Below are 20211 nucleotides of genomic sequence, written 5' to 3'. Positions count from 1 at the left end.
TCCTATGCGCGGTTCGGCTGCCAGTTGTCCGGGATCACGGCGATCACGTCGATCTCCATCAACCACTGCGGCTGGCCGAGCGCCGACACGACGAGCCCCGTCGAGATCGGATAGACGCCCTTCAGCCACTTGCCGACTTCCTGGTACACCGGCTCGCGATAGCGCGGGTCGATCAGGTAGGTCGTCGTCTTCACGATGTGCGTGATGTCGCTGCCGGCTTCCTCCAGCAGCTGCTTCACGTTCTTCATCGCCTGCGCGGCCTGCGCGCGCGGATCGCCGAGGCCGATCAGGTTGCCGTCGAAATCGGTGCCGACCTGGCCGCGCACGTACACGGTATTGCCGGCGCGCACGGCCTGGCACAGGTCGTTGTCGAGCGTCTGGTTCGGGTAGGTATCCTTCGTGTTGAACATGCGGATACGGGTGTGGGTAGGCTGGCTCATCGAGGTCCTTCGATTGACGGTGTGTGCGCCCGCCGCAGCGGAAGCGGTCGCGGCGGGTTCGGGTTGTAGCGAGGGCGCCGCGCCCGGGCTGCTTGCCGCGCGCGGGCCGTGGCGTGAGCGCGTATCAGTCGATCGCGTCGACGAGCGGGCAGGCGTCGACCCGCGCCGTGTGCGCCGTGTCGTCTTGCGCGATGCGCGTCTCGGCGCGGCGTCGCGACGCGTCGTGATAGTCGAGGTACTTGCGCTGCGTGACGATGTGGTCGGCGATATGTTTCGCGTCGTGCCACACGCCCCAGATGAAGCTGGAGCCGCGTCGCGACAGCCACGGCAGTCCGAGGAAATAGATGCCCGGCTCTTTCGACACGCCGCGCTGATGCTGCGGCTTGCCGTTCCCGGCGAACGCGTCGACGTTCAGCCAGCCGTAGTCGACCGCGTAGCCCGTCGCCCAGACGATCGACGTGACGCCGGCGCCGGCCAGGTCGAGCGCGAGGATCGGCTGCGCGACGCAATCCGGATCCGGCAGGATGCGGCGCGCTTCCGGTTCCTCGGGCAGGTCGAGGCCGTTGCGTGCCGCGTATGCGTCGGCCGCGTCGAGCAGCGACAGGTAGTTCTCGTCGCCGCGGGCGAGATTGACCGCGAGATCGCGTTCGAACACCGCGACGCCGCCGTCGAACGACTTCGTCAGCCCCACGAGCGTCACGCCCTGGTGCGCGAGTGCGCGGAAATCGACCGTGTGGCCGCCGCGCGCACCGCTCACCGCGATCGTCACGTGTTCGCGTCCGGGCGTCGCGACTTCCTTGTCCCATTCGCCGAGCACACCGAGCCACCAGCAGAAATCGCGGCCGCGATACGCGCGCGGCGGGCGGTCATGCGGGCCGACCGACAGATAGACCTGCCGTCCCGCGCGCTGCAGCTCGTCGGCAATCTGCACGCCCGACGAACCCGCGCCGACCACCAGCACCGCGCCGTCCGGCAATTGCGCCGGGTTGCGATAGTCGGCGGAGTGGATCTGCACGAGGCTGGCGTCGTCCGGCGCGATCGGCGGGATGACCGGACGCTGGAACGGGCCCGTCGCGACGACCACGCGGTTCGCCTCGATCGTGCCCTCCGAGGTTTCGACGATGAACCCCGGCTTGCCCGTGTTGCGCACGACGTTCTTCACTTCGACGCCGGTGCGGATCGGCGCGTCGAACTTGCGCGCATAGGCTTCGAAGTAGTCGGCGACCTGGTCCTTCGTGGCGAACGCATCGGGATCGAGGCCGTCGAATTCGAGGCCCGGAAAGCGGTCGTGCCACGCGGGGCCGTTCGCGACCAGCGAATCCCAACGCCCGGTGCGCCAGCGCTCGGCGATGCGGTCGCGCTCCAGCACGAGATGCGGCACGCCGAGCTTGCCCAGGTGCTCGCTCATGGCCACGCCGGCCTGGCCGGCCCCGACGACCAGCGTATCGATTGAGGTTGTTTCCACTGCCACGGCTGTCTCCTTGAAGTGCGGCTCGCGGCGATGCTCGTGTCGTCGCGCGAGGGGGAATGGAGACATTCTGCTGACAGGCTCGCTAGGGCGAAACGATCATTTTTGTGGTTGTTGACGAGAAAAAAGCTGGGGCGATCGAGCATGGCTGGCGGAACGGGCATAGAGCACCGCGTTCGGCCCAGACTGCCCAACGCTATTCCTGCGTATGTGCACGGTCGATGCGATGCCCATCGGAAACGGGAAGCGTGTCCGAAATCGGCAGCGTCGGTTTCGCCGCATCGATCAATGTCGCTTTGTTGCCGTCCCACTTGGGCAGTTTGGCCGGCGGCAGCGGCACGACCTTGTCAAGGTTTGGCAGACGAAGGTCCGGATCGCGCTCGAGGCGGTCGGCGAGTACGCTGTAACGCTCGGCACGAGCACGATCCTTCACGTTACCAACCACCGGATCACCATCGTCGAATGCGCCGAACAAATACCCGGCGCTCTTGGCGCTCCCGTATTTCACGCCATCATGCAGAATCTTGAGGGCTCGGTCGTTGTCTTCGCCAAGCGACTTGTCCGCGCCCACGAGTGTTGTCCCGAGCGCATGGGCGGCATCCCCGCTACCTTGTGCATATCCGCATTCCAGCATTTGAAGCGCAATCTTGCGATTACCCCAAAAGCCTGCTTTGGGATCGTCATAAATCGCATCCATCTTGCCGCCCAGATAGGCCATCGCATTCGGGCTGCCCCTATCGGCAGCCAGTTGCCAGAATGCATAGGCTCTACTCGCATCCTGCTTCACACCGACCCCGTCCATGTAATACGTGCCCATCAGATCGTAGGCCTCCGGAATGCCGAGTTTCATCGCCTGTTCAGTGATCTGAACGGCATGTTCGGAATCACGATCCACGCCTTCGCCTCGAGCGTACGCATTCGCCAGATTCAACATCGCCTTCCAGTGTTTGCGCTCGGCGGCCTTCGCCCATAACTCGACGGCTCCCCTATAGTCGCGCTGATTCGGCCACAGCAACGAACTGGTGAGCGCGATCGCTCGCGTATTCCAACGATCTGCCTCTGGATCGATCCGAGGAACAACGTCGGCTTCATGCTTGCATTCGAACGCTTCGCGGTGCGGATTGAACGCAGTCAGCGACATGTTGCGAGGAAGCGAATCGTTCCTTGAACAGGCGGCACATCCAACGATCAGAAGAACGGAAGCCAATCGGATCAGCCGGCCACGGTCCACGGTAATCAGACGCAATCGAATTCGCACGATATCGAATACCTTGCACGACAAGAAATGAATGCACGGTCACGTGCGCAATATGGAACGGCACAAACGGCCTGCTGACAAGGCCCTCATCCGGCAATTTCATGGGCCGTCGGCAATGGCCCGCAGTCGGGACAGCATCTCCGTTCATAAGCCGCCGATTTTACGTTGCGTCCCTTTAACCTGTCCGCACCCCACAATTCTTGACTATGCGCACGCCGTCGAACTGGTAGGATGCGCGTCACTAGGCGAGACGCATCCGGCGCACCTGATCGTTCCCCTTTTCGATCTCCCGCACGCGATCCCCTTGCCGCGCCGAGCCACCGGCTCAGCCCCCGTCGAACCCCGCAACACCCCGGTGTCGGCCCCACCCGACCCGTTGCAGCAACCGTTGGAGTAGCGCACGTTGCGCCTGCAAGCATGAAGAAACTGAAGCAGCACATCCGCATCTTGGGCGAGATCGACCGCACGCCGCTGCTACGCGCCGGCGCGCTGCTGTTGATGGCCGGCCTGCTGTACCTGCTGTGGCCGTCGGCCGAAACCGCCTACCTCGCGATGGAGTCGGTCATACGCTGACGCAGCACGCCCGTCCCCGCACTACGCTATACTCGCGCAATGGAAACCAAACCTGCCTCGCCGAACGTGCATCGCTGGTGGCGCGCCTGACCCAGGCGGCCCGTTTCCTTTTGCATGTCCCGAACGTGATGCCGCCAGCCATGGCGGCATTGTCGTTTCTGCGCCCGAATCATGGCTGGTGGCTTCGATAACCCGGAGCCAATCCACACCATGACGCACCCGACCCGACCGACCATCCTCACCGGCGACCGCACGACCGGCCCGCTGCATCTCGGCCACTACATCGGCTCGCTGCGCGCGCGCGTGCAGATGCAGCACGACGCGACGCAGTTCCTGCTGCTCGCCGACACGCAGGCGCTGACCGACAACATGGGCCGTCGCCAGCGCGTCACCGAGAACGTGATCGAGGTCGCGCTCGACTACCTGGCCGTCGGCATCGACCCGGCGATCTCGACGATCGTCGTCCAGTCGCAGGTGCCCGAGCTCGCCGAACTGTCGCAATACCTGCTCAACCTCGTCACGGTCGCGCGCCTCGAGCGCAATCCGACCATCAAGGAAGAGATCCGCCTGCGCGGCTTCGAGCGCGACATCCCGGCCGGCTTCCTGACCTATCCCGTCAGCCAGGCCGCCGACATCACCGCCTTCAAGGCGACGCACGTGCCGGTCGGCGACGACCAGTTGCCGATGATCGAACAGACCAACGAACTCGTGCGCCGCTTCAACGCGACGGTCGACAAGCCGGTGCTGGTGGAATGCGAGGCCGTGCTGTCGGCGGTCACGCGGCTGCCGGGCATCGACGGCAAGGCGAAGATGAGCAAGTCGCTCGGCAACGCGATCACGCTCGGCTCGACGCCGGACGAGATCACGCAGGCCGTGAAGGACATGTACACGGACCCGAACCACCTGCGCGTCAGCGATCCCGGCCAGGTCGAAGGCAACGTCGTGTTCACGTTCCTCGACGCGTTCGAGCCCGACGTGCAGAAGGTCGACGAACTGAAGGCGCACTATCGCCGCGGCGGCCTCGGCGACAGCGTCGTCAAGCGCGTGCTGAACGAGCGGCTGCAGGCGCTGATCGAGCCGATCCGTGCGCGCCGCCGCGAATTCGAGGCGGACAAGGCGGAGGTGATGGCGATCCTGAAGCGCGGCACGATGCATGCGCGCGAGGTGGCCGGCGCGACGCTGGCCGAGGTGAAAGGCGCGATGGGGCTCACGTATTTCGATTGAGCCGTGCGCGGCAAACGCGGCCGGGCGGCGTGGCGTGGCGCGATGCCGGCGCCGCGCCTACCCCGATGCCCACCGGCACACCGCGAAGCCGCGGTCAGTCGTCCGCAAGCACCGTCACGACCGCTCGTGCGCCGACGGCGCTGCGTGGCACACGGCCTCGATCCGGTTGCCGGCAGGGTCGACGAGAAACGCCGCGTAGTAGTCGGCGTGATAATGCGGCCTCAATCCGGGATCGCCGTCGGACTGGCCGCCCGCGCAGAGCCCTGCCTCGAAAAATGCATGTACGTGTTCGCGAGAAGCGGCCTTGAAGCACCAGTGCCGCTTGCTCGTCCCGACTTCGGCGGGATCGAGATACACGGCCAGGAAAGTCGAGGCGGTGTCGTTTGCATGGCAGCGTTCGCCGTAACCGAGTGCGGCGGGCCGGTCGTAAACCTTGGCCGCGCCAAGTGCGGCCATGATGCCGTCGTAGAACGGGCGTGCCTGGTCGATATCAGGAACGCCGATGGACACGTGGTCGAGAAGTTGCATGGGATTGGCTCCGTTGAACGAGTACGAGTCTACACACACATGTCACTTCGAACCGGCTACCGGTACAACCAGATCGCAAAACCGGAGGACAGGATTCCATGACGGACGACCGCCACATTTGGGAAGCACTGGAAGCATTCGTTCGCGAGGAGGCGGCAGTATCGGGCAAACAGCGGATTACCGCGGAGACCTCGATCGCCGACGATCTCGGACAAACCGGAGACGACGCGGACATCTTCATGGAGCGCTTCTTCGCGCGATTCGGTGTGGATCGCGGCGACTACGATTTCGGGCGTTACTTCCTGATGGAGGGTGAAGGGCTCCTGTATCACCTGGTTCGCAAGTTCATTCTCAGGAAGCCCCATACGTTCGATCGAGACGCGCTGACCGTCGGCATGCTGGGCAAAGCCATAGCGCTGGGTGCGTGGGACGCGGATGCGATCAGGAACTGATCCTCACGCAGCGTCACCGACACATCACGTGCGAGCCCGACACTCGCGCTCGATTAGTCCACTCCGCCGATGTCGCACTCGCCCCCGCCCGCTATCGTTTCCCCGCCATCCCCACCGTCCGCGCCATCATGACACCCCAGGAAACGATCGACCGGCTGGAAATCCAGGATCTGCTCACGCGTTACTGCCACGCCGTCGACCGGCGCGACTGGAACGAGTTGGAACGCCTGTTCGCCGACAACGCGATGCTCGACTACGCCGCATTCGGCGGCCCGGTCGGCGACCGTGCGGACATCGCGCGCTATCTGAAACAGGCGACGTCGGCGATGCGCGGCACGCAGCACACGATCTCGACGTCGCTGCTGGTCGTCGACGGCAACGCCGCAACAGCACGCACCGCCGGCCAAGTGATGATGATCACGGCCGACGCATCGGGCGACGACCGCGTGTGCTTCGTCGGGCTGTGGTATCGCGACCTGCTGGTCAGGACCGAATGCGGCTGGCGCATCCAGAGCCGCATGCAGGAGCGCAGCTGGACGCAGAACGCGCCGCCCGTCGCGGCGCTTTGATCGGCACGTCGAACACCGCGCCCGCCACGCGTCACTTCATCTGCATCAGCTGCACGAGGTTGCCGCACGTATCGTCGAGCACCGCGACGCGCAAGGGCCCCGCGTCCATCGGCGCCAGCGTGAAGCGCACGCCGAGCGCGCGTCGTCGCCGTGCCGCTCACGTGATCTGATACGTCGATGCCGGCACGAATTCCTCCGGCATCGCGCGATCGCCCAGCTCGAGCACCGACCGTTCGATCGTGCGCGCCATCGCATCGAGCGCGAGCGCGTTCGGCGCGAGGCCGAACGGCTCCGCGACCTCGTTCGCGATCGCTTCGAGCGCGATCAGCGTGTACGAAATGAACACGCAAATCAGCGGCGTGAAAAACTCCGTCGAATCGACCAGGCCGAACGGCAGCAGCACGCAATAAGCATAGACGGTGCGATGCAGCAGCACGCTGTACGAGAACGGAATCGGTGTCGTCAGGATCCGCTCGCAACCGCCCACCGCCTTGCCCAGCTCGACCAGCTGCGCATCGAACATCCAGCACGTCGCATCGCTGCCGGGCGCGCGGCCCAGCGCGCGGACGATCCCGCCGCGCAGTTCGTCGAGAATCGCGACGGGCTGGTAGCACTTGTGCGCGAACGCGGCGGCGCGCTCGGCACCGAGGATGCGCTGCAGGTCTTGCGCCGGATCGGTATGACGCAGCTGATGCTTCAGCGCATACGTGAACGCGATCAGCAGATCGGCGAGCCGGTTGCGCTCCGCGTCGCCGACGCTGTCGGGCAGGTAGCGCCGCAGTTGCGACGTGACGGTGCGCGCGGCGATCAGCAGGTTGCCCCACAGAAGCCGCGCCTCCTTGAAGCGCTCGAAGCTCGCGTTGTTGCGAAACGCGAGAAAGATCGCGAGCGCGAGCCCGAACAGCGTGAACGGCGCGGTGTTCAGCGGAATCTTCTCGCCGAAGATGCGCCCGTTCGTGAAGACCGCCAGCGTGCTGACGACCGCCATGAACACGAGTTGCGGAATGATCGACTGCAGCACGGAGCCGTTCCATACGAACAGCATCCTGAGCCAGTTTTGTCGTGGTCTGACGATCATGGTGTTGTCTCGACTGCCAAGGGAATACGCAATGCGGCGCGCCGCCGCCCGATGTGCGACGGCCCGCGCGTGGCGGGCCGCTGTCCGATCGATACCGGGCCGGGTGACGAGACGCACGGCGGCTGCGCGAGATGATACGCCCGCGCACGCCGCACACCGCGCGCCGTCACCGGCCGCGCCGGTCAGTGATAGCCGGCGTCGCCCTCGCGCACCTTGCCGCGGAACACGCGGTACTGCAACGCGTTGTACACGAGGATGATCGGCAGCACGATCACGGTGCCGACGAGCGCGAACAGCTGGCTCGAATGGCTCGACGACGCATCCCAGATCGTCAGCGACGGCGGCACGATGTTCGGCCAGATGCTGATCACGAGCCCGGTATAGCCGAGGAACACGAGCGCGAGCGTCAGCAGGAACGGCGTCGCCTCGTGCCGGCGCTTCAGCGTGTGGAAGATGCCCCACACGCATGCGACGACGAGGACCGGCACCGGCAGGAACCAGCCGAGGTAGCCGCTGCCGAACCAGCGGTGCGCGACGGCCGGCAGCCCGATCACGGTCCACAGGCTGACCACGCCCATCACGGCGAGCAGCACGCCCGCGAGCGGCTTCATCAGCACGCGCATCTTGCGCTGCAGTTCGCCGTCGACCTTCAGGATCAGCCAGCCGCAGCCGAGCGTCGCATAGGTGACGAGCACGCCGATCCCGCAGAACAGGCTGAATGGCGACAGCCAGTCGAACGGCCCGCCCGCGAACTGGTTGTTCACGATCCGGATGCCCTGCAACAGCGAACCCAGCGTGACGCCCTGGCAGAACGCGGCCAGCGCGGAGCCGCCGATGAACGCGAGATCCCACAGGTGTTGCGTGCGGTTCGCCTTCGCGCGCAACTCGAACGCCGCGCCGCGGAAAATCAGCCCGACCACCATCAGGATCAGCGGCAGGTAATTCGCCGGCAACAGGGTCGAGTAGACGACCGGGAATGCGCCGTACAGGCCCGCGCCGCCGAGCACCAGAAAGGTCTCGTTGCCGTCCCACACCGGCGCGACGGTATTCAGCATGACTTCGCGTTCGACCTTTGCGTCGAAGAACGGAAACAGCAGGCCGATGCCGAGGTCGAAGCCGTCCAGCATCACGTAGATGAACACGCCGAGGCCGATGATCGCGGCCCACACGACAGGAAGATCGATGTGCATGGCTTACTCCGCTTCGGTGACGTTCAGCGGCGTGGACAGCGCGCTCTTGCGCAGCCCCGGATGCCGGTGCAGCTCGATGTATCCGGCGTGGGCAGCCGGTCCGCGCTTCATCAGGTTCAGCATGTAGTAGATACCCGTTCCGAACACCAGGAAATACACGACCACGAAGATCAGCAGCGACACGCCGACCTGCTGCGCGCTGAGCGGCGCGACCGAATCGACGGTGCGCAGCACGCCGTAGACGGTCCACGGCTGCCGCCCGACCTCGGTCGTGATCCAGCCGGCCAGCAGCGCGACGATGCCCGACGGCCCCATGCACACGACGAACCACTGGAACCAGCGCGTTTCATACAGGCGTCCGCCCTTTCTCAGCAGCAGGCCGAGCAGCGCGGTGAGCAGCATCAGCATCCCGAGGCCGGCCATGATCCGGAAGGTCCAGAACACGATCGGCGAATACGGACGGTCCTGCGGCGGGAATTCCTTCAGCCCGCGAATCTCGCCGCTCCAGCTGTGCGTGAGGATCAGGCTGCCGAGGTGCGGCACCTGGATCGCATAGCGCGTCGTCTCGGCCTGCATGTCGGGCAGGCCGACGAGGTTCAGCGCGGTGCCGCCCTTCTCGGTTTCCCACAGCCCTTCGATCGCCGCGATCTTCGCCGGCTGGTATTCGCGCGTGTTCAGCCCGTGCGCGTCGCCGACGACGATCTGGACCGGCGCGAGCAGCAGCAGCATCCACAGCGCCATCGAGAAGCTGCGCTTGACCGGCTCGTCGCGGCGCCCCTTCAGCAGGTGCCACGCGCCGCACGCGGCGACGATGAAGCCCGCGACGATGAACGCGGCGATCGTCATGTGCACGAGGCGATACGGGAACGACGGGTTGAAGATGACCTTGAACCAGTCGACCGGCACGACGAGCCCGTTCTCGATCCTGTAGCCCTGCGGCGTCTGCATGAAGCTGTTCGACGCGAGGATCCAGAACGTCGAGATCAGCGTGCCGACCGCGACCATCAGCGTCGCGAAGAAGTGCGCACGCGGGCTGACGCGCTGCCAGCCGAACAGCATCACGCCGAGGAAGCCGGCCTCGAGGAAGAAGGCCGTCAGGACTTCGTACGTGAGCAGCGGGCCCGTGATGTTGCCCGCGACGCGCGAGAAGCCCGCCCAGTTCGTGCCGAACTCGTAGGCCATCACGACGCCGGAGACGACGCCCATCCCGAAGCCGATCGCGAAGATCTTCGACCAGAACTGGAACATGGATTTGTAGGCGGCGTCGCCGGTGACGAGATAGCGCCATTCCAGCACCGCCAGGAAGCTCGCCATGCCGATGCTGATCGCCGGAAACACGATGTGGAACGACACCGTGAACGCGAATTGCAATCGGGCGAGATGGAACGCATCGAAGATTTCCATGACCGTAATTTGCTCGTGGTTGTGAGGACGTCAGCTCGAAGCAGGAAATCGCGCGACGGCTTCGCGACGGCACGTGCACACAACGACGGATCGCAGTGCACGACAACGAAGCGTGAATGACGATATCGCGTTTCAGACGATACTCGCAATCGCGCGGACGTGCGCTGAAACTGTGCTTTCCCCGGGGCCGAAGATGTGTGTACGGAAACCCCGTTTCGGCGCCGCGAGGCCCTCAGCTGTACTGCTTTCCGCACCGCAACGCTGTGCATCCGCGGCACGGCCGAACGCCCGTACCATCGGCTCCTGGCCTGCCCGTGGCGAGCGAGCGCGACCCCGCGCACCGCCCCCGCAGAATCCGTTTCGATCGCCCGGCGCCCGCGCCGGCCGTTCCCCCTGGAGAAACCCGCATGGAGCCCAGCGACCGCCCCGACGATCCGGCCGGCACCCGCGCGTGTCATGTGACGCGTCATCGTGCCGGCGACGCGCGGGACACCGTCGATCGCGTCGTCGACGAAACGCCGGTTGCACTCGTATTCAACGGCATCGCGCACACGGTGATGATGGCGACGCCGATCGATCTCGACGCGTTTGGCCTCGGCTTCGCGCTGAGCGAAGGCATCGTCGAGCGCGCGTCGGACGTCTTCGATATCGAAAGCGAATGCCGGCCCGGCAGCGCCGAAGTGCGGCTCACCGTGGCGCAGCAGGCGTTCATGGCGCTGAAGGCGCACCGGCGCGCGCTGGCCGGCCGCACCGGCTGCGGCGTCTGCGGGATCGAGAGCATCGCGCAGCTCGACCTGCATCCGCCGCGCATCGCGGCCGCGGGCGCGGCGGCCGGCATCGGCGCCGACGCCGTCGCGCGCGCCGCCCGCGCGCTGCCGCAGCGGCAGCCGCTGATGCACGCGACCGGCGGCATCCACGCGGCCGCGTGGTGCGAGCGCGACGGCACGGTGCTGGAAGTCGTCGAGGACGTCGGCCGCCACAACGCGCTCGACAAGCTGATCGGCCGGCTCGCGCGGCGCCGCGCCGACCTGGGCGCGGGCTTCGTGTTCCTGTCCAGCCGCGCGAGCTACGAGCTCGTGCGCAAGGCGGCACGCGTCGGCATCCCGATGATCGCGACGATCTCGGCGCCGACCTCGCTCGCGATCGACGTCGCCCGCGAAGCCGGCGTGCGGCTGCTCGGCTTCTGCCGCAACGACGGCTTCGTCGAATACGTGTCGCCCGACCCGCTCCCGTTACCCGAACCGACGCCTGCGCAAGCGCAGGCGCTCACCGCTTGATGAAACCCCTGACCGATTTCGACACCGCCCAACGGCAGTTCGCCGGCGTATTCGCACCGTCGCATGCGGCCGTCTCCATCCCGGTCGCGCAGGCGGCCGGCCACGTGCTCGCCACGCCGCTCACCGCCGTGCTCGACCAGCCGCCCGCCGACCAGAGCGCGATGGACGGCTACGCGGTCCGTCACTCGGACCTCGAACACGGCGAGCCGCTGCGCGTCGCGCAGCGCTGCTATGCGGGCGACGCGCCGTCGCCGCTCGCGCCGCGCACGGCCGCGCGCATCTTTACCGGCAGCCTGATTCCGCCGGGCGCCGACACCGTCGTAATGCAGGAGCACGCGCACGAACAGGATGGCTGGGTTGCGTTCGACACACCGCAGCGCCGCGGATCGCATATCCGCCGCCGCGGCGAGGAAGTGCGCGCGGGCGCCCTGCTGATGCCGGCCGGCATGCGGCTCGGCGCGATGCACGTCGGCGTCGCCGCCGCGCAGGGTTGCGCGCGCATCGACGTGCGGCCGCCGCTGCGGGTCGGCATCCTGACGACCGGCGACGAGCTCGTCCCGTGCGGCCAGCCGCGCGCGCCGCAGCAGATTTACAACAGCAATGCGCCGATGCTCGCCGCGCTGGTGTCGGGAACCGGGGCCAGCGTCGCGGCGAGCGAGCATGCCGCCGACACGCCGGCCGCCGTCGATCAGGCGCTGCGCGGCATGGCCGCGCGCTGCGACCTGGTCGTCTGCGTCGGCGGCGCATCGGTCGGCGACAAGGACCTGCTGCGTCCCGCGCTGACCGCGCTCGGCGCCGCGTTCGTGGTGTCGGGCGTGCGGATGAAACCCGGCAAGCCGGTCGCGCTCGCGCGGCTCGACGAACGGCCCGTGGTGCTGCTGCCCGGCAATCCGGGCGCCGCGATGACCGCGTTCGCGCTGTTCGTCGCGCCGCTGATCCGCTGCCTGCAGGGGCGCGACGACTGCCTGCCGGCCGTGCCGTCGCTGCCGATCGACATCGACGTCGAACCCGATGCGCAGCGCGAGCGCTTCGTCCGCGTGCGCCGCACCCTCGACGCCAACGGCGCGCCCGTACTCGATACGCTGCGGCAACAAGGCGCCGGCACGCTGCAATCGCTCGTTCAGGCGAGCGGGCTCGCGCGGCTGCCGGCCGGCCGACGCATCGCGCGCGGCGACGCGGTGCCGTATTACGATTTCGCGCACTGGCTCGCGTGAGCATGCCGATGCGTGTCATGTCCGCCTTGCGTGCAGGCAGGAGCACGAACTGTATTCCTGCATTTCGGGCGGGATTGTGTCCCTGTCGGGAAAATCCGGCGGACTATCCTCACGAAGAGGCTCGTCACGACCCGTGCGCCGACACGTCGGCACACAGGCGGCCGACCGGCGACGCCGTTCCGCTCACTTCATGCAGGTCGAAAAACCGATCGTGAATGCCATCGCTTCCGCACCGGCCGCCACTGCATCCGGCGGCGCATCGCCCGGCGCCTTCCCCCGCCCGCTCGACACGCTCGCGCGGCCGCTGCGCGATCTGCGGCTGTCCGTCATCGACCAGTGCAACTTCCGCTGCGGCTATTGCATGCCGCGCGACAGCTTCGGGCCCGACTACGCGTTCATGCCGTCGTCCGAGCGGCTGTCGTTCGCGCAGCTGGAGAAGATCGCGCGCGCGTTCGTCTCGCTCGGCGTCGAGAAGATCCGCCTCACCGGCGGCGAGCCGCTGCTGCGCCGCAATCTCGAAGCGCTGATCGAACGGCTCGCGACGCTGACGACCGTCGACGGCAAGCCCGTCGAAATCGCGCTGACGACCAACGGTTCGCTGCTCGCCGCCAAGGCACGCACGCTGCGCGATGCGGGCCTGTCGCGCGTGACCGTGAGCCTCGACGCGATCGACGATGCCGTGTTCCGCCGGATGACCGATACCGACGTGCCGGTCGCGCGCGTGCTGGCCGGCATCGAGGCTGCGCAGGCGGCCGGGCTCGCGCCCGTGAAGGTCAACGCCGTGATCGAGCGCGGCGCGAACGACGACCAGATCCTGCCGCTCGTGCGCCACTTCCGTCATAGCGGCGTGGCCGTGCGCTTCATCGAATACATGGACGTCGGCGGCGCGAGCGCGTGGTCCGGCGACAAGGTCGTGCCGGCCGCGCGGATGCGCGAACGCATCGACGCGAGCTATCCGCTCGTGCTCGTCGGCGAACCGGGCCACGACGCCACCGCCATTCGCTGCCGGCACATCGACGGCGCGGGCGAGGTCGGCTTCATCGCGAGCGTGTCGCATCCGTTCTGCGGCACGTGCTCGCGCGCCCGCGTGTCGGCCGACGGCCAGCTCTATACGTGCCTGTTCGCGATGCAGGGCACCGACCTGCGGCCGTGGCTCGACGACGGCGCATCGGTCGACCACCTCGCCGACGCCGTGCGCGCGCGATGGACGCGGCGCGACGACCGCTATTCCGAGCGGCGCGCCACGTGTGCGGCCCGGCCGTCGGGCAAGACCTATCCGACCGTGCGCATGTCGCTCGTCGGCGGCTGACGGCTGCCGCGTTTGGCGGCGCGCACCGCTTACTGGAGAACCGTCATGACGAGTTTCACCGAATCCCGTGCCGCGTCACCCGACGATCCGTCGCGTGACGCCACCCATGCCGAACCCGCCGACCCGCACGCCGAGCCGCCGCCGGCGATTGCCGCAGGCTTCGAGGTGCGTGTGCAGTACGCGGCGATCGACGCCGGCACCGAGATCGCACCGATCGTTCGGAATCCGAATGTCGGCGCGGTCGTGAATTTCATCGGTGTCGTGCGCAACGAAGGCGACGTCGACGACGTGATCGCGCTCGAAGTCGAGCACTATCCGACGATGACCGAGCAGGCGCTCTGGAGCATCGTCGAGGAAGCCAGCGCGCGCTGGCGGCTAGAAGCGGTCAGGATCGTGCATCGCGTCGGGCGCATTCCGCTCGGCCAGCCGGTCGTGATCGTCGTGGTGGCCGCCGCGCATCGTGCGTCGGCGTTCGATGCGTGTGAATTCATCATGGACTTCCTGAAGACGCATGCGCCGTTCTGGAAGAAGGAGATCCGGCACGACGGCGTGGCCGGCTGGGTCGAGCCGAAGGCGCACGACGATCAGGCGATGCGGCGGTGGGGTTGAGCGTGCCGGTCAATGCGTTGCCGATTCCGCCCATTTCGCCGATTTCGCCCGGGACATTTCAATGAAACTGACGATCAAATACTTTGCGAGCATTCGCGAACAGCTGCATATCGATCAGGAAGTCGTCGAGATCGATGCACACGAGGTCACCGTCGACGCGCTGCGCGGCACGCTCGCCGCACGCGACGCGCGCAGCGGCGAAGCGTTGCGGATGGACCGGCCCGTGCGGGCGGCCGTGAATCTCGAGATGGTGACCGGTGGGTTCGTCGTGCGGGAGGATAGCGAGGTGGCGTTTTTCCCGCCGGTGACGGGTGGGTGATCCGTTCGCATCGAGCGGCGACCCGCCCACGAAACAGGCAAATGGATCATCAAGCCGCGCGGCTTGCCGTGACCTGCATCCAGCCTCATTTCTCCTGATTTTTATATTCAGAGTATTTTCGCGAGTCGCCCCTCACTCTGTCAGCCGGATACTTTGCCCGGTTGAGCTCCATCTTCTCAAGCACCGCCTGAAAAAGATCGACATCCATCTTGTCCGCGAGGCGAACCAGATACACCAATACGTCGGCCATCTCGTGACGAACGGCCGTCAGGTTGGCTTCGCCAAGTTCGCTCTTGTCGCCCGAAACGAGCCATTGAAACGGCTCCAGCAATTCACTCGCTTCGATGCTGAGCGCTGTCGCCAGGTTCTTCGGCGTGTGGAATTTGTCCCAGTCGCGCTCGTCGACAAACTGGCGGACGAGTTCGCGCAACTCCACTAGATCATTCCGCAACTCAGACTTTTCCACGTAGCGACTCCTGGTGCATATCCAAAATCTATCGATGCCTTCGACGGCATGCGGGCATGAGAAATCCGCCCTTCGGCCTGCAAGTACAGCGCCCCCGCACGGACAGACCCGAATGATATAGGAGCTGGAAGCTGCCCCGGCAAGCGTCGCACCAAGGGCAAGCGAAATGCCGTCCCGCCGTCAGGGCATCGGAGCGACGGCCCAAATTCACGATCACGCCCCTTCGTCGAACCGTCCCGCTCCGGCCCACGCAGTTCGCGATTTTCCGCCCGCTTCGCATCCAGCTTCGATGCGCCCCGCCGGATACCCGGCAAGACGGCTCAGCCGCCATGCGCCGCAACTCTTATATAAGACATAAGACATTTGACGCCTGACCATATTGCGACTAGAATCCCGTCCAAGCAGTGAAGCAGTGTCCGGAACAGCAGCCTCGGCGTGCCTGGAAAGCCCTTCCCCTGAAACGCAATCTCAGCAGGTCCCCCCATGCTTGAAAACTTTCGTGCTCACGTGGCCGCCCGCGCCGCGCTCGGTATTCCCCCCCTGCCGCTGACGGCCCAGCAAACCGCCGAACTGGTGGAACTGCTGGCGCACCCGCCCGCAGGCGAAGAGCAGACGCTGCTCGACCTGATCACCCACCGCGTGCCCGCCGGCGTCGACGAAGCCGCGCGCGTGAAGGCCGGCTTCCTGGCCGCCGTCGCGAAGGGCGAGACGGCCTGCCCGCTGATCTCGCGCGAGCGCGCGACCGAGCTGCTCGGCACCATGCTCGGCGGCTACAACATCCAGCCGCTGATCGAGCTGCTGTCCGACGAAGCGGTCGCGGCCGTCGCTGCCGACGCGCTGAAGAAAACCCTGCTGATGTTCGACCAGTTCCATGACGTGAAGGAACTCGCCGACCAGGGCAACGCGCACGCGAAGGCCGTGCTGCAGAGCTGGGCCGACGCCGAATGGTTCACGAGCCGTCCGGAAGTGCCGGAAAGCCTGACCATCACGGTGTTCAAGGTCACGGGCGAAACCAACACCGACGACCTGTCGCCGGCCCCGGACGCCACCACCCGCCCGGACATCCCGATGCACGCGCTGGCGATGCTGAAGAACGCGCGCCCCGGCATCACGCCGGAAGAAGACGGCAAGCGCGGCCCGGTCAAGTTCATCGAATCGCTGAAGGAAAAGGGTCACCTGGTCGCCTACGTCGGCGACGTGGTCGGCACCGGCTCCTCGCGCAAGTCGGCCACCAACTCGGTGCTGTGGTTCACCGGCGAAGACATCCCGTTCGTGCCGAACAAGCGCTTCGGCGGCGTGTGCCTCGGCGGCAAGATCGCCCCGATCTTCTACAACACGATGGAAGACGCCGGCGCGCTGCCGATCGAACTCGACGTGTCGCAGATGAACATGGGCGACGTGGTCGAACTGCGTCCGTACGAAGGCAAGGCGCTGAAGGACGGCAACGTGATCGCCGAATTCCAGGTCAAGTCCGACGTGCTGTTCGACGAAGTGCGCGCCGGCGGCCGCATTCCGCTGATCATCGGCCGCGGCCTGACCGCGAAGGCGCGTGAAGCGCTGGGCCTCGCACCGTCGACGCTGTTCCGCCTGCCGCACCAGCCGGCCGACAGCGGCAAGGGCTTCTCGCTCGCGCAAAAGATGGTCGGCCGCGCATGCGGTTTGCCGGAAGGCCAGGGCGTGCGCCCGGGCACGTACTGCGAACCGAAGATGACCTCGGTCGGCTCGCAGGACACCACGGGCCCGATGACCCGCGACGAACTGAAGGATCTGGCATGCCTCGGCTTCTCGGCCGACCTGGTGATGCAGTCGTTCTGCCATACCGCCGCTTATCCGAAGCCGGTCGACGTGAAGACGCACCAGACGCTGCCGAACTTCATCAGCACGCGTGGCGGCATCGCGCTGCGTCCGGGCGACGGCGTGATCCACTCGTGGCTGAACCGCATGCTGCTGCCCGACACCGTCGGCACCGGCGGCGACTCGCACACGCGCTTCCCGATCGGCATCAGCTTCCCGGCAGGCTCGGGCCTGGTCGCGTTCGCGGCCGCCACCGGCACGATGCCGCTCGACATGCCGGAATCGGTGCTGGTCCGCTTCAAGGGCAAGATGCAGCCGGGCGTCACGCTGCGTGACCTCGTCAACGCGATTCCGCTGTACGCGATCAAGCAAGGCATGCTGACGGTCGCCAAGCAAGGCAAGAAGAACATCTTCTCGGGCCGCATCCTCGAAATCGAAGGCCTGCCCGACCTGAAGGTCGAGCAAGCGTTCGAACTGTCGGATGCGTCGGCAGAGCGTTCGGCCGCCGGTTGCACGGTGCGCCTGAACAAGGAACCGATCATCGAATACCTGAACAGCAACATCACGCTGCTGAAGTGGATGATTGCGCAGGGCTACCAGGATCCGCGCAGCCTGCAGCGCCGTATCGCGACGATGGAGCAGTGGCTGGCCGACCCGCAACTGCTCGCGCCGGATGCCGACGCCGAATACGCGGCCGTCATCGAGATCGACCTCGCCGACATCCACGAGCCGATCGTCGCCTGCCCGAACGACCCGGACGACGTGAAGACGCTGTCCGACGTGGCCGGCGCCAAGATCGACGAAGTGTTCATCGGCTCGTGCATGACCAACATCGGTCACTTCCGTGCGGCGTCGAAGCTGCTGGAAGGCAAGCGCGACATTCCGGTCAAGCTGTGGGTCGCACCGCCGACCAAGATGGACCAGAAGCAGCTGACGGAAGAAGGTCACTACGGCGTGTTCGGCACGGCCGGCGCTCGCACCGAAATGCCGGGCTGCTCGCTGTGCATGGGTAACCAGGCGCAGGTGCGCGAAGGCGCGACGGTGATGTCGACGTCGACCCGCAACTTCCCGAACCGCCTGGGCAAGAACACGAACGTGTACCTCGGCTCGGCGGAACTGGCGGCGATCTGCTCGCGTCTGGGCAAGATCCCGACCAAGGAAGAGTATATGGCCGACATGGGCGTGCTCACGGCAAACGGCGACAAGATCTACCAGTACATGAACTTCGACCAGATCGAAGACTTCAAGGAAGTCGCCGACACCGTGCAGATCTAAGCATGCTGTCGCGCTACGGCGGGTGATGCCCGTCGTGGCGATACGCAATGGCGCCGCGGGCTGAATGGCCGCGGCGCCATTTTTTTGGATTTCTGGATGTCGCCGGCGCTAAAAGCGGTCCGGCTCACACGTCAGGCCATCGCCTTCAGCCAGCCGAGCAGATCCGCTTGTGCGCTTCCGTCCTTCACGGGCTCCGGCGTCAGCAGGCAATAGTGCGAGCCGTCTTCGACGAAACCCATCGGCGCGACCAGCACGCCGCTTTCGAGGTCGTCGCGAACGAGATGCCACGGCCCGATCGCGACACCCAGCCCCGCGACGGCCGCCTGAAGGCTGAAATAGAAATGGTCGAACACCTGCCCGCGTCCGCTTCCCGCCGGCTGATCCGCGGCCGTCGCCCATTCCTTCCATGCGTCCGGCCGCGTCCGGGTATGCAGTCGCGGCGCGCCCCGCTTCAACGCGCGGTCATGCCGACTGCCTGAAAACCACGCATCGACCTTGTCGGGTCGGCACACCGGACCGACCTTCTCCGCGAACAGTCGCTCCGCGTGATAGCCGGCGGGCCACGCAAAGTCATTGCGGCGGATCGCCATGTCGATGCCGTTGTCGAACGAGAACGCGCCGCCCGCCGCGGCGAGATGGATATCGACGCCCGCGTAAGCCGCCTGAAAATCCGGCCAGCGCGGAATCAGCCAGCGCATCAGCAGCGTCGGTTCACACGACAGCACCCAACGCTGCGCGCGGGCCGCCTCGGTCCGCAATTCATGAGCGGCCTGTTTCATCAGATGCAGGCCGTCATGAACGGCCTGCGCCAGCTTGCGGCCCGCGTCGGTCAGGAAGACCCGACGACTGCGCCGCTCGAACAACGCCACACCGAGATCGTCTTCGAGCAGACGCACCGCGCGACTGACGGCGCCGTGCGTCAGATGCAGTTCATCGGCGGCGCGGCTGAAATGCTCATGGCGCGCCGCCGCTTCGAAGCAGCGCAGGGCCATCAACGATGGCAGATTGGCTCTAACTTCATGTGAGTCAAACTCACCACCCTGGTCAGAAAACATCGCTTTTCCTCGCGAATCGTGATCCCTAATATTCGCTCATCACGATGAATTTCAAAAGGACGATGCAATGACGGAATGGATAGTCGTAGTCACCATCACGCTGCTGGCCGTCATCAGCCCCGGGCCGGATTTCGCGATGGTCACGCGCAACAGCCTGATGCTGTCGCGCCGCTCGGGCCTGCTCACCGCGTGGGGAATCGGGCTGGGCGTGACGGTTCACGTGAGCTACACGCTGCTGGGCGTCGGCCTCTTGATCCGCCAGTCGCTGTGGCTCTTCAATGCCGTGAAGCTCGTCGGCGCGCTCTACCTGATCTACCTCGGCGCGAGGATGCTCGCGGCCAAACCCGTGGACGGCCGCCCCGCGACGCAGGCCGCGCCCCTGTCGGATCTGGCGGCGCTGCGCACCGGCTTTCTGACGAACGCGCTGAATCCGAAAACCACCGTGTTCATCGTCAGCCTGTTCATGCAGGCGGTCCGCCCCGACACGCCATTACCGGTGCAGATCGGCTACGGCCTGTTCATCGCGCTGGCGCACGCGGGCTGGTTCAGTCTCGTGGCGCTCTGTTTTTCCGCCGACGCCGTCCGCGATCGCCTGCTGTCCTTGCGTCACTGGATCGATCGCACGTTTGGCGTGTTGCTCGTCGGCTTCGGCGTGATGCTGGCCATCGCGCGCGGCAGCCGCTGATCGCCGCACGCCGACACCCGGGCG

The 20211-nt window shown here is 66.2% G+C and carries 20 protein-coding genes; 11 read left to right on the top strand and 9 right to left on the bottom strand.

All coding sequences use genetic code 11. The features are described from left to right. Window positions 1–2 precede the first annotated feature (2 nt). The 3 genes from NQV17_RS10170 to NQV17_RS10160 all read right to left on the bottom strand — a co-directional run bounded on the left by NQV17_RS10170 (window position 3) and on the right by NQV17_RS10160 (window position 3049). Window positions 3–440 (bottom strand): RidA family protein, encoded by a 438-nt coding sequence (locus NQV17_RS10170; protein ID WP_124891813.1) that lies wholly within the window; start codon window positions 438–440, stop codon window positions 3–5. 124 nt (window positions 441–564) lie between these two features. Beyond that, window positions 565–1911, bottom strand: a complete 1347-nt coding sequence (locus NQV17_RS10165; protein ID WP_257771932.1) for an NAD(P)/FAD-dependent oxidoreductase — start codon at window positions 1909–1911, stop codon at window positions 565–567. A gap of 193 nt (window positions 1912–2104) precedes the next feature. Further along, a complete protein-coding gene (locus tag NQV17_RS10160; protein WP_257771930.1) occupies window positions 2105–3049 on the bottom strand; it encodes a sel1 repeat family protein in 945 nt (314 codons plus the stop codon). Window positions 3050–3583: 534 nt separating this feature from the next. Between NQV17_RS10160 and NQV17_RS10155 the strand changes: the two genes are divergently transcribed. Then, window positions 3584–3739 carry a hypothetical protein gene (locus NQV17_RS10155; protein ID WP_257771928.1) on the top strand — a complete coding sequence of 52 codons (156 nt, stop codon included), beginning with the start codon at window positions 3584–3586 and terminating at the stop codon, window positions 3737–3739. A gap of 210 nt (window positions 3740–3949) precedes the next feature. After that, window positions 3950–4963, top strand: a complete 1014-nt coding sequence (gene trpS, locus NQV17_RS10150; protein ID WP_124521659.1) for a tryptophan--tRNA ligase — start codon at window positions 3950–3952, stop codon at window positions 4961–4963. 114 nt (window positions 4964–5077) lie between these two features. Here the strand turns inward: trpS and NQV17_RS10145 are convergent, their stop codons facing one another. Then, on the bottom strand, window positions 5078–5491 hold the full coding sequence (locus tag NQV17_RS10145) for a VOC family protein (protein ID WP_257771924.1): 414 nt from the start codon (window positions 5489–5491) through the stop codon (window positions 5078–5080). Window positions 5492–5589: 98 nt separating this feature from the next. Here NQV17_RS10145 and NQV17_RS10140 point away from each other — a divergent pair, with 98 nt between their 5' ends. Beyond that, window positions 5590–5943 (top strand): DUF1493 family protein, encoded by a 354-nt coding sequence (locus NQV17_RS10140; RefSeq protein ID WP_257771922.1) that lies wholly within the window; start codon window positions 5590–5592, stop codon window positions 5941–5943. A gap of 128 nt (window positions 5944–6071) precedes the next feature. Continuing rightward, window positions 6072–6512 (top strand): nuclear transport factor 2 family protein, encoded by a 441-nt coding sequence (locus tag NQV17_RS10135; protein WP_257771920.1) that lies wholly within the window; start codon window positions 6072–6074, stop codon window positions 6510–6512. Window positions 6513–6669: 157 nt separating this feature from the next. Here NQV17_RS10135 and NQV17_RS10130 read toward each other — a convergent pair whose 3' ends face one another. From NQV17_RS10130 to NQV17_RS10120, 3 genes are all read right to left on the bottom strand, one after another. Further along, window positions 6670–7590, bottom strand: coding sequence for a bestrophin family protein (locus NQV17_RS10130; protein ID WP_124485759.1), 921 nt, complete (start codon window positions 7588–7590; stop codon window positions 6670–6672). A 182-nt stretch (window positions 7591–7772) separates the two neighbouring features. Next, window positions 7773–8780 carry a cytochrome d ubiquinol oxidase subunit II gene (cydB, locus tag NQV17_RS10125; RefSeq protein ID WP_257771917.1) on the bottom strand — a complete coding sequence of 336 codons (1008 nt, stop codon included), beginning with the start codon at window positions 8778–8780 and terminating at the stop codon, window positions 7773–7775. Between the two features lie 3 nt (window positions 8781–8783). After that, window positions 8784–10184 carry a cytochrome ubiquinol oxidase subunit I gene (locus tag NQV17_RS10120; RefSeq protein ID WP_257771915.1) on the bottom strand — a complete coding sequence of 467 codons (1401 nt, stop codon included), beginning with the start codon at window positions 10182–10184 and terminating at the stop codon, window positions 8784–8786. 407 nt (window positions 10185–10591) lie between these two features. On the opposite strand from NQV17_RS10120, the gene fdhD reads away from it, so the two are divergent. From fdhD to NQV17_RS10095, 5 genes are all read left to right on the top strand, one after another. Continuing rightward, on the top strand, window positions 10592–11461 hold the full coding sequence (gene fdhD / locus NQV17_RS10115) for a formate dehydrogenase accessory sulfurtransferase FdhD (RefSeq protein WP_124485757.1): 870 nt from the start codon (window positions 10592–10594) through the stop codon (window positions 11459–11461). Beyond that, the gene (gene glp, locus NQV17_RS10110; protein ID WP_257771912.1) at window positions 11461–12675 is read left to right on the top strand and encodes a gephyrin-like molybdotransferase Glp; all 1215 of its coding nucleotides are present in this window, start codon (window positions 11461–11463) and stop codon (window positions 12673–12675) included. The genes fdhD and glp overlap by 1 nt, the downstream gene beginning before the upstream one ends. Window positions 12676–12865: 190 nt before the next feature. Beyond that, a complete protein-coding gene (gene moaA / locus NQV17_RS10105) occupies window positions 12866–13984 on the top strand; it encodes a GTP 3',8-cyclase MoaA (RefSeq protein WP_257771910.1) in 1119 nt (372 codons plus the stop codon). A 45-nt stretch (window positions 13985–14029) separates the two neighbouring features. Next, complete coding sequence (locus NQV17_RS10100) at window positions 14030–14593, top strand: molybdenum cofactor biosynthesis protein MoaE (RefSeq protein WP_257771908.1); 564 nt, start codon at window positions 14030–14032, stop codon at window positions 14591–14593. 61 nt (window positions 14594–14654) lie between these two features. Further along, window positions 14655–14912 (top strand): MoaD/ThiS family protein, encoded by a 258-nt coding sequence (locus tag NQV17_RS10095; RefSeq protein ID WP_044848136.1) that lies wholly within the window; start codon window positions 14655–14657, stop codon window positions 14910–14912. 85 nt (window positions 14913–14997) lie between these two features. Here the strand turns inward: NQV17_RS10095 and NQV17_RS10090 are convergent, their stop codons facing one another. After that, window positions 14998–15378 carry a nucleotide pyrophosphohydrolase gene (locus tag NQV17_RS10090; RefSeq protein ID WP_044848135.1) on the bottom strand — a complete coding sequence of 127 codons (381 nt, stop codon included), beginning with the start codon at window positions 15376–15378 and terminating at the stop codon, window positions 14998–15000. 483 nt (window positions 15379–15861) lie between these two features. On the opposite strand from NQV17_RS10090, the gene acnB reads away from it, so the two are divergent. Further along, entirely contained in the window at window positions 15862–18447 is a 2586-nt protein-coding gene (acnB, locus tag NQV17_RS10085; protein WP_257771905.1) for a bifunctional aconitate hydratase 2/2-methylisocitrate dehydratase, read from the top strand. A gap of 131 nt (window positions 18448–18578) precedes the next feature. Here the strand turns inward: acnB and NQV17_RS10080 are convergent, their stop codons facing one another. Continuing rightward, window positions 18579–19502 (bottom strand): LysR family transcriptional regulator, encoded by a 924-nt coding sequence (locus NQV17_RS10080; protein WP_257771903.1) that lies wholly within the window; start codon window positions 19500–19502, stop codon window positions 18579–18581. Between the two features lie 67 nt (window positions 19503–19569). Between NQV17_RS10080 and NQV17_RS10075 the strand changes: the two genes are divergently transcribed. Then, window positions 19570–20187: a LysE family translocator gene (locus tag NQV17_RS10075; RefSeq protein WP_257771900.1), complete on the top strand. Its 618-nt coding sequence runs from the start codon at window positions 19570–19572 to the stop codon at window positions 20185–20187. Window positions 20188–20211 lie beyond the last annotated feature (24 nt).

Origin of the sequence: Burkholderia sp. SCN-KJ (assembly GCF_024656005.1) — a bacterium.
Lineage (GTDB): Bacteria > Pseudomonadota > Gammaproteobacteria > Burkholderiales > Burkholderiaceae > Burkholderia.
This window is presented reverse-complemented; position numbering and strand designations above follow the sequence as displayed.